The sequence below is a fragment of the Phenylobacterium sp. genome, from assembly GCF_041691455.1.
GTDB lineage: Bacteria > Pseudomonadota > Alphaproteobacteria > Caulobacterales > Caulobacteraceae > Phenylobacterium.
In genome coordinates, this window is sequence record NZ_JBEPUO010000055.1 from 1 (window position 1) to 8,263 (window position 8,263).

Consider the following 8,263-nt stretch of genomic DNA (forward strand, 5'->3'; position numbering starts at 1 on the left):
CATAGACGTCCACCGGCACGATCCGGTCGCAGCCGCGCACGGTCGAATAGCTGAAATAGTAGTAGCCGCCGCCGTTGGCGCAGGAGCCCATGGAGATCACGTAGCGCGGCTCGGGCATCTGGTCGTAGACCTTGCGCAGGGCCGGAGCCATCTTGTTCACCAGCGTGCCGGCGACGATCATCACGTCGGACTGGCGCGGGCTGCCGCGCGGGGCGAAGCCATAGCGCTCCAGGTCGTAGCGCGGCATCGAGGCCTGCATCATCTCGACCGCGCAGCAGGCCAGGCCGAAGGTCATCCACATCAAGGAGCCGGTGCGCGCCCAGGTGATCAGGTCGTCGACACCGGCGGTGATGAAGCCCTTGTCGGCGAGCTGTTGCGATACGCCGTCGAAGAACGGGTCGTGGGCGTCGGGATTGTAGCCTTCGACGCTCGAACGTGCGCCGCTATTTGCAGGCAGGAGGGAGGCTCCGCCTCCCGGACCGGCCGGAACGATCACTCCCATTCCAGGGCTCCCTTCTTCCACTCGTAGATGAAGCCCACCGTCAGGACACCGAGGAAGCTCATCATCGACCAGAAGGCGAACTGGCCCATGGCGGCCGGCAGCTTCATCAGCGCCACGGCCCAGGGGAACAGGAAGGCCACCTCCAGGTCGAAGATGATGAAGAGGATGGAGACCAGATAGAAGCGCACGTCGAATTTCATCCGCGCGTCGTCGAAGGCGTTGAACCCGCACTCGTAGGAGGAGAGCTTCTCGGGGTCCGGGGCCTTGGGCGCGACGCCGGCGGCGAACAGGATAAAGACGATGCCCAGCGCGGCCGCGATGCCCATGAAGATCACGATCGGCAGGTACTGGAGCAGGAACGCGTTCATAGAGTCCTCGGGGAGTCGCGGGCCGTTCTAGACCACACGTCCGGCGGTTTCAAACGGGGCCTTGTTGCAGCGCGGAAAGCTCACGAACCCAAGCCCTTCGGCTCACAGGAAACGGCTTCGCGCGGCGCGCCGCGGCGTCTTCTCCCGTTGACACGATTCCGGTCGGGACCTATCAGACGCGCCTCGCGTTTTGCGCAAGCAAGTGCGGATGTAGCTCAGTTGGTTAGAGCGCCGGCCTGTCACGCCGGAGGTCGCGGGTTCAAGTCCCGTCATTCGCGCCACCTTTTCCCCTGGCGGCAAACCCCACGCGAAGCCTCCAGTTGGGTTGTGACCTGGATCGGCCTCGGCTTAACTCCGGTCATCCAATGTAGGAGTTCGCCTTGCTTTCCGTCTTCGCAGCCGCGTTGCTCTTGGCCGCCGCCGATCCCGCCCCGCCGGCGGTCACCCCACCCTCGGCGTCCGCCCCCGTCGCCCAGGCCGCCGCCGCGCCGAAGGCCGCGAAGAAGGTCTGCTGGCAGGAAACCCCGACCGGCAGCCACTTCTCCAAGCAGGTCTGCGTGACGCAGGACGAATATGACCGCGCCCAGCGCGCGGCCCAGGACTCCGTCGCCGAGCACGGCCGAGGCCTGCCGCCGCCGTCCCTCGGGCCGTCGCGCTAGCCCTTCAGCGCCGCGTAGCCCCACCTCGGCGATCCGTCCTTGTGGACGGCGGTCCATCAGGCGGATCACGCCGGCCTAACTCAAGAAGAGGAACACAAGAAAATAAGCGTTGCCGCCTGCGCCGGTTAGGCGTCCGCTGAGCCAACCGACAAGAGGGAGGCGCGCTATGACCACGCTCACGATCAACGGCCGTCAGGTCAGTCTCCGTGGTCCTGACGACACGCCCCTGCTCTGGGTGATCCGCGACGAGATCGGCCTGAAGGGCACGAAGTTCGGCTGCGGGATCGGACAGTGCGGCGCCTGCACGGTGCACGTCGACGGCAAGGCCGTCCGATCCTGCGTGACGCCGGCGGCGGCCGTCGCGGGCCGGGCCGTCACCACCATCGAGGGGCTGGACCCCAGGGGCGCGCATCCGCTGCAGACCGCCTGGGTAGCCGCGCAGGTGCCCCAGTGCGGCTACTGCCAGTCCGGCCAGATCATGCAGGCCGCCGCGCTCCTGAAGGCGACGCCACATCCCACCGACGCGGATATCGATCACGGCATGAACGGCAACCTCTGCCGCTGCATGGCCTATGTCCGCATCAAGGCCGCGATCAAGCTCGCCGCGGCCGGCCAGGCGGGAGTCCACGCATGACCTTCCTGCAGCGCAATCCCGAGGCGGCCGCGGCGCTTTCCCGCCGTGGCTTCCTGATCACCGCCACCAGCGCCGGCGTGGCGCTGGGCTTCGCCGGCGAGGTGACCGCGGCCGGCCCCGCGCCCGCCGGCTTCGAGCCCACCATCTGGTACAGCATCGGGCGCGATGGGACCGTCACGGTCAATGTCATCCGCGCCGAGCTCGGCCAGCACGTCGGGACCGCCATCGCCCGCATCGTCGCCGACGAGCTCGAAGCCGACTGGTCGAAGGTCCAGGTCAAGACGGTCGACAGCGACGCCAAGTGGGGCCTGATGGTCACCGGCGGCAGCTGGTCCGTCTGGCAGAGCTACCCGATCTACAGCCAGGCCGGAGCGGCCGGGCGCACGGTGCTGATCGAGGAAGGCGCCAAGCTTCTGGGCGTCGCGCCGGGGGCCTGCGTCGCCCGCAACGGCGCCATCCATGCCGGCAAGGCCTCGGTCAGCTACGGCGCCATCGTCACGCGCGGGAACCTGGCGCGCAGCTTCACGCCCGAGCAGCTCGCCAAGCTGCCGATGAAGCCGGCGGCCGAACGGCGGCTGATCGGCAAGGCCGTGCAGGCGCGCGACATCCCGTCCAAGACCAATGGCCAAGGGGTCTATGGCATCGACGCGGTGGTTCCCGGCATGGTCTACGCGCGGCCAAAGCTCCCGCCGACCCGCTACGATTCCGTCGTCGTATCGATCGACGACTCCGCGGCCAAGGCCGTGCCGGGCTACCAGAAAAGCCTGGCCCTCGACGACCCGTCGGGGACCGTCCCCGGGTGGGTGGTGGTGCTGGCCGACAGCTTCGTCGCCGCCAACAAGGCCTGCGACCTGGTCAAGGTCACCTGGAAGACCGGTGAGGCGGCCAAGGTCTCCGAAGCCGACCTGCAGCGCCGCTCGGCCGAGCTGATCGCCGATCCGAACGCCGGCAGCCTGGTGGTGGAGGACGCCGGCGTCGACCAGGCGTTCGCCGCCGCGAAATCCAAGCTTGAGGCCACCTATACGACGGCGACCGCGCTGCATTTCCAGATGGAGCCGGTCAACGCGCTGGCCTTCGAGAAGGACGGCGTGTTCGAAATCCATACCGGCAACCAGTGGCAGTCGCTGGTGCTCCCTTGGCTCGCCAAGGCGCTCGGCCGGCCGGAAAACACCATCGTCATGAAAAGCTATCTGCTCGGCGGCGGCTTCGGGCGGCGGCTGAACGGAGACTACGCCATCCCCGCGGCGCTGGCCTCCAAGGCGATCGGCAAGCCGGTGAAGCTGGTCTTCACGCGGGCCGACGACAGCCGCTTCGATTCTCCGCGCGCGCCGTCTGTGCAGAGGGTCCGGATGGCGTTCGGCGAGGCCGGCCGCGTGACCGCCATGGATCATGCGGCCGCAGCGGGCTGGCCGACGCTGGCCATGGCGCCCTTCTTCATGCCGAAGGGGACGAACGGCGTCGCCTACGATCCGTTCTCGGTGAACGGCGCCGATCACTGGTACACCGTGGGGGCCCAGCGCGTGCGCGCGGTGAACAACGACCTGGCGAACAGCACCTTCCGGCCCGGCTGGCTGCGGTCCGTCGGGCCCGGCTGGACCAACTGGGCGCTCGAGAGCTTCATGGACGAGGCGGCCCACAGCCAGGGCGCCGATCCCCTCGCCTTCCGGCTCAAGCTGTTGGACGGCGTCGGCCGCAACGCCGGCTCCGGTCCGACCGCCGTGGGCGGGGCGCATCGACAGGCCGCCGTGCTCGCGGCGGTGGCGAAGAAGGCCGGCTGGGGCGCGGCCCTTCCCAAGAACACCGGGCTCGGGCTCGCCACGACCTTCGGCCAGGAACGCGACATGCCGACCTGGGTCGCCTGCGCGGCGCGGGTACGCGTCGATCCCCAGACCGGCGTGGTGAAGGTCGAGAAGCTGACGCTCGTGGCGGACTGCGGGACCGTGGTTCACCCCGACGGCGCGCTCGCCCAGATGCAGGGGGCATCGCTCTGGGGCATGAGCCTGGCGCTGTTCGAGGGCACGGAGTTCAGGGACGGTCAGGTGAAGGACACCAATCTCGGCGGCTACACCCCGCTGCGCATGGCCGATGTTCCGGACCTGGATATCGAATTCATGCCCAGCACCGAGCCGCCGGTCGGTCTTGGCGAGCCGGCGACGACGGTCGTGGGGCCCGCCATCGGCAACGCCATCTTCAACGCCGTCGGCGCGCGGGTGCGCGACCTGCCGATCCGGCCGGCCGCGGTGCTGAAGGCGATGAAGGCCTGAGCGCAGTCAGGGCCGCGCCGGAGTGAAGGCGGTTTCCGTGGCCGCCGGCTTGCCCGCCTCATCCGCGGCGCAGGCCAGGCCGGGGTCGCTGGCGCGCTCTTCGCCGGGCTTGAGGACCGCCAGCACCCCTCGCCCGCCCTGCACGGTCCACTGCAGGCCGTAGCCGGTGTAGCGCACACCGCCGTCCGTCCCGGCGAGCTTCAGGCTGTAGGCGTGGTCCTTGTAGGTCACGACCGCGGACTTGCTGTCGGGATAGCCGGCGACGATCGTCTGCCCGTCCTGGCAGCGGTAGGCGGTGACGCCGGCGTCGGGATTGACCGGACCCGTGGAGGCAGCCGGCGGGGGCGTGGCCTCGGCCTTCCGCCCGTCGCAGGCGCAGAGCGCCAGCAGCAGCAGGACCAGGCGCGGCGCCTTCAGCTTGTCGTCCACGCCTTGCTCCTCGATCGGCTTGTCGGCCACCATAGACGAAACCCCCAGGGCGATCACAGCAAGAGGCCACGGCATGGACGAAGCGACCCGCGCGCGGCACACCGAGGCCGTTCGCCGCGACGGCTACACCATCGTCGAGAACGCCATCGCCCCGGACCTCGTGGAGGGGCTCGGCGCGGCGTTGGCGCGGCTGGAGCGCGAGCTCGGCGCCAAGCCGGCCGGCAACGGCTTCGAGGGCCACAGGACGGTCAGGATCTACAATCTGCTGGCCCATGGCGCGCCCTTCGCCGAGGTCCCGGTCCACGCGAACGTGCTGCCCATCGTCGAGGGCGTGCTGGACGAGGGCTGCCTGATCTCCTCGCTCTCCTCCATCGCCATCGATCCCGGCGAGACCGCCCAGCCGATCCACGCGGACGATCAGGTGATCCCGCTGGAGAAGCCGCATGCGCCGATCGTCTGCAATTCCATGTGGGCGCTGACCGATTTCACCGAGGCCAATGGCGCGACCCGCCTGGTTCCCGGCAGCCACCGGAAACCCAATCCCGAGTACGGCGGCGCCTACGAGACCATCGCCGCGGAAATGCCCAGGGGCAGCGTGCTGCTCTGGGACGGCGCGCTCTGGCACGGCGGCGGCGCCAACCGGACGGACGCCCGGCGCACCGGCGTGGCCATGAACTACTGCGCGGGCTTCATCCGCCAGCAGGAGAACCAGCAGCTCGGGCTCGATCCCAAGCTGGTGAAGGGCTTCCCGCCCCGTTTGCAGGAGCTGGTCGGCTACGGCGTCTATCGCGGCCTGATCGGGCACATCGACAAGTCGAGCCCGGCGCAGCGGCTGAACGGCGGTGGCGGCTTCCGGTCGATCTGGGACGGCTAGGCCGCGGCGCGCACCGGGCCCAGGGCCTCGTCGAACAGGTCCAGCATCGCCGCCCAGGAGCGCCGGTCGGTCTCGGCGTGGTACTCGAACCCCGGCATGCCGAGCGCGCCCACAGTCGGGTTGGTGAAGCTGTGGCCCGCGCCGCCGTAGAGGTTCATCCGCCAGTCGACGCCGCCGTCCGTCATCTCCTTTTCGAAGGCCAGCCGCTGCTCGGCGGGGATGATCGGATCGAGCGCGCCGATGCAGGTGAGGATCCTGGCCTTGATCGCCTTGGCGTCCTGGGGCCGCGTGGTCGCGAGGCCGGAGTGGAAGCCTACGACCGCCTTCAGGTCCGCGCCGCTGCGGGCCAGCTCGAGCACCGTCGTGCCCCCGAAGCAGTAGCCGGTGGCCGCCAGCTTGCCGGCGTCGCACTCCGGCTGCCGCGCCAGCACCGCCAGGGCCTCGGCCGCCCGCGCCCGGATCGTGGAGGGTTCGGCCATGAAGGCGTTGATCCGCGGCATGACCTCGTTGCGGTCGGAGAGCGGCTTGCCGTCGCCGTAGTAGTCCATGGCGAAGGCGACATAGCCGGCCTCGGCCAGCCGCCGGGCGATCGACTTGGTCAGGTCGACCAGGCCGCCGCCCTCCGGGGCGACCAGCACGCCGGGCCGCTTGCCGGGCCGCGTATCGTCGACAGCCAGATAGCCGACCAGGCGCGCGCCGTCGGCGTGGTACTCGATGTCCTCGGTCTTCATCTTGGCTCCGGTCAGTTGGGCCGGCCCATGGGCGGCATCTTCGGAAAGCGCGGCGCGCCTTCGTGCATCAGGTGCCAGGGCTGGGCGGAGTCCGTGTAGAGGTGCGCGCTCGGAGTCATGCCGGACGGATCGTCGAGCGCGCCGAGCTTCACCGGATTGAACGGCACCAGCGGCGCGGTGATGGTCCAGAGCGGGGTCCCGCAGTCCCCGCAGAAGGCGCGGCCCACTTCCGAGCCGCTGTCGGCCCGCGAGGCGTAGATCCTGGCGTGGCCCTGAGTGACCGCGAAGCCGAGCTTGGGGGCGAGTGCAACGTAGTTCGGCCCGCCACCCGAGGCCTTCTGGCAGTCGCGGCAATGGCAGACGGCGCAGCCCATCATCGGGCCGGCGATCTTGAACCGCACCTTGCCGCAGGCGCAGCCGCCGGTGATCTCCGTCATCTTGGTCCCCCTACGCCACCGGTTCCGGTTGTTTCGCCAGCACGAAGTCGTCGGCGTTCGGCGCCAGTGTCGCGCGCCAGTAGTCGATGAGCCCGAAGGGCCAGTTCTGGCTGACCCGGCCGAACTCGTTCTTGTACCAGCTGGTGACGTTCTTCGAGCCCCAGGCCCACCCCTTGTTGGCGTCGTCCACGCGGATGTTGAAGGCGTCGTGGACATCGCGCTTCACCTCCACCGACCGGGCGCCGGTCTCGGCCAGCAGCCGAAGCGCGCCGACGATGTAGCGGACCGAGCACTCGGAGAAGAAGATGATCGAGCCGTTGACGACGATGTTGGTGTTGGGCCCGTAGATCATGAAGAAGTTCGGGAAATCCGGGACCGTCATGCCGAGATAGGCCCGCGCGTCGCCGGCCCAGACCTCGTGCAGGTCCTTGCCGCCGCGCCCCGTCACCTTAAGGCCGGACAGGAACTTCGAGGCGGTGAAGCCGGTGCCGTAGATCAGCACGTCGACCTCGTGCTCCACGCCATCGGCGGTGACCACGCCCTTCGGCGTGATCCTGGCGATGGGCTGGGTGATCAGCTCGACGTTGGGACGCTTGAGCGCGCCCAGCCAGACGCCGTTGTCGAGCACCGCGCGCTTGCCGCCCACCGGATAGGTCGGGACCACGTTGGACAGCAGGTCGGGCCGGTCCTCGACCTGGGCCGCGAGCGCGGCGGCCGCCATTTCGCGGAGCATGAGGTTCTGCGCGCCCACGGCCGTCGTCGGGCCGTTCCAGCCCTCATCGGCCTTGACCATCGGCAGGAAGCCCTCGGTGGTCATCCAGAAGAGCCAGAAGCGGTACCACTTGTCGTAATAGGGGATGTGTTCGAGCAGCCACTTCATGCCCTCGGGCACGTCCTCATGGTAGTGCGGCACCGGCAGGCCCCAGGGCGGGGTGCGCTGGAAGACCTTGAGGCTGGCGACCCTGGGCGCGATCTCCGGCACGAACTGATAGGCCGAGGCGCCGGTGCCGATCACCGCCACGCGCTTGCCGGCGAGCTCCACGTCGTGTCGCCATTCGGACGAGTGGAAGGCCGGGCCCTCGAAGGTCCCGACGCCGTCGATCTGCGGCATGCGCGGCTTGTTGAGCTGGCCCACGGCGGTGACGACGGCATTGGCCTCGACGGTCTCCGTGCGGCCGTCCTTGCCCTTCAGCTCGACGCGCCAGATCGCGCGGCCCTCGTCCCAGGCCAGGCTCTCGACGCGAGTCTCGAAGCGGATGTGCTTCTTGAGATCGTATTTGGCCGCCACGCCGCGGAAGTATTTCAGCAGTTCCGGCTGCGGCGAGAAGTGCTGCGGCCAGGCGTGGTTCGGCTCGAAGGAGTAGC

10 protein-coding genes and 1 tRNA gene are annotated in these 8,263 nt (G+C 69.2%); 5 read left to right on the plus strand and 6 right to left on the minus strand.

Annotated features, from left to right (window positions below):
• Together ACESMY_RS23055 and ACESMY_RS23060 are read right to left on the minus strand one after the other, a co-directional pair.
• A partial coding sequence (locus tag ACESMY_RS23055) for an NADH-quinone oxidoreductase subunit B family protein (protein ID WP_372786983.1) occupies window positions 1–523 on the minus strand: 523 nt, incomplete at its 3' end.
• Window positions 493–870 (minus strand): NADH-quinone oxidoreductase subunit A, encoded by a 378-nt coding sequence (locus ACESMY_RS23060; RefSeq protein ID WP_372786984.1) that lies wholly within the window; start codon window positions 868–870, stop codon window positions 493–495. The genes ACESMY_RS23060 and ACESMY_RS23055, both read right to left, overlap by 31 nt.
• Before the next feature lie 204 nt (window positions 871–1,074).
• Here ACESMY_RS23060 and ACESMY_RS23065 point away from each other — a divergent pair.
• From ACESMY_RS23065 to ACESMY_RS23080, 4 genes are all read left to right on the plus strand, one after another.
• Window positions 1,075–1,151, plus strand: a tRNA-Asp gene (locus tag ACESMY_RS23065).
• Window positions 1,152–1,250: 99 nt separating this feature from the next.
• The gene (locus tag ACESMY_RS23070; RefSeq protein WP_372786985.1) at window positions 1,251–1,529 is read left to right on the plus strand and encodes a hypothetical protein; all 279 of its coding nucleotides are present in this window, start codon (window positions 1,251–1,253) and stop codon (window positions 1,527–1,529) included.
• A gap of 166 nt (window positions 1,530–1,695) precedes the next feature.
• Window positions 1,696–2,163 carry a (2Fe-2S)-binding protein gene (locus ACESMY_RS23075; RefSeq protein ID WP_372786986.1) on the plus strand — a complete coding sequence of 156 codons (468 nt, stop codon included), beginning with the start codon at window positions 1,696–1,698 and terminating at the stop codon, window positions 2,161–2,163.
• Window positions 2,160–4,427: a molybdopterin cofactor-binding domain-containing protein gene (locus ACESMY_RS23080; protein ID WP_372786987.1), complete on the plus strand. Its 2,268-nt coding sequence runs from the start codon at window positions 2,160–2,162 to the stop codon at window positions 4,425–4,427. Before ACESMY_RS23075 ends, ACESMY_RS23080 begins: the two co-directional genes overlap by 4 nt.
• Before the next feature lie 6 nt (window positions 4,428–4,433).
• On the opposite strand, the gene ACESMY_RS23085 is transcribed toward ACESMY_RS23080, so the two are convergent.
• The gene (locus tag ACESMY_RS23085) at window positions 4,434–4,889 is read right to left on the minus strand and encodes an MliC family protein (protein ID WP_372786988.1); all 456 of its coding nucleotides are present in this window, start codon (window positions 4,887–4,889) and stop codon (window positions 4,434–4,436) included.
• A 40-nt stretch (window positions 4,890–4,929) separates the two neighbouring features.
• Between ACESMY_RS23085 and ACESMY_RS23090 the strand changes: the two genes are divergently transcribed.
• A complete protein-coding gene (locus ACESMY_RS23090) occupies window positions 4,930–5,730 on the plus strand; it encodes a phytanoyl-CoA dioxygenase family protein (protein WP_372786989.1) in 801 nt (266 codons plus the stop codon).
• Here ACESMY_RS23090 and ACESMY_RS23095 read toward each other — a convergent pair.
• From ACESMY_RS23095 to ACESMY_RS23105, 3 genes are all read right to left on the minus strand, one after another.
• Window positions 5,727–6,461, minus strand: a complete 735-nt coding sequence (locus ACESMY_RS23095; RefSeq protein ID WP_372786990.1) for a dienelactone hydrolase family protein — start codon at window positions 6,459–6,461, stop codon at window positions 5,727–5,729. The two genes, ACESMY_RS23090 and ACESMY_RS23095, sit on opposite strands and share 4 nt — an antisense overlap.
• Before the next feature lie 11 nt (window positions 6,462–6,472).
• Window positions 6,473–6,898 (minus strand): GFA family protein, encoded by a 426-nt coding sequence (locus ACESMY_RS23100; RefSeq protein ID WP_372786991.1) that lies wholly within the window; start codon window positions 6,896–6,898, stop codon window positions 6,473–6,475.
• A gap of 10 nt (window positions 6,899–6,908) precedes the next feature.
• Window positions 6,909–8,263: flavin-containing monooxygenase (locus ACESMY_RS23105; protein ID WP_372786992.1), on the minus strand; the 1,355-nt coding region annotated here is incomplete at its 5' end.

Bases quoted from the DNA above. Each gene is read 5' to 3' on its own strand.
- ACESMY_RS23090 (WP_372786989.1), top strand. From the start codon at position 4,930: ATGGACGAAGCGACCCGCGCGCGGCACACCGAGGCCGTTCGCCGCGAC.
- ACESMY_RS23100 (WP_372786991.1), bottom strand. From the start codon at position 6,898: ATGACGGAGATCACCGGCGGCTGCGCCTGCGGCAAGGTGCGGTTCAAG.
- ACESMY_RS23080 (WP_372786987.1), top strand. From the start codon at position 2,160: ATGACCTTCCTGCAGCGCAATCCCGAGGCGGCCGCGGCGCTTTCCCGC.
- ACESMY_RS23075 (WP_372786986.1), top strand. From the start codon at position 1,696: ATGACCACGCTCACGATCAACGGCCGTCAGGTCAGTCTCCGTGGTCCT.
- ACESMY_RS23060 (WP_372786984.1), bottom strand. From the start codon at position 870: ATGAACGCGTTCCTGCTCCAGTACCTGCCGATCGTGATCTTCATGGGC.
- ACESMY_RS23095 (WP_372786990.1), bottom strand. From the start codon at position 6,461: ATGAAGACCGAGGACATCGAGTACCACGCCGACGGCGCGCGCCTGGTC.
- ACESMY_RS23085 (WP_372786988.1), bottom strand. From the start codon at position 4,889: ATGGTGGCCGACAAGCCGATCGAGGAGCAAGGCGTGGACGACAAGCTG.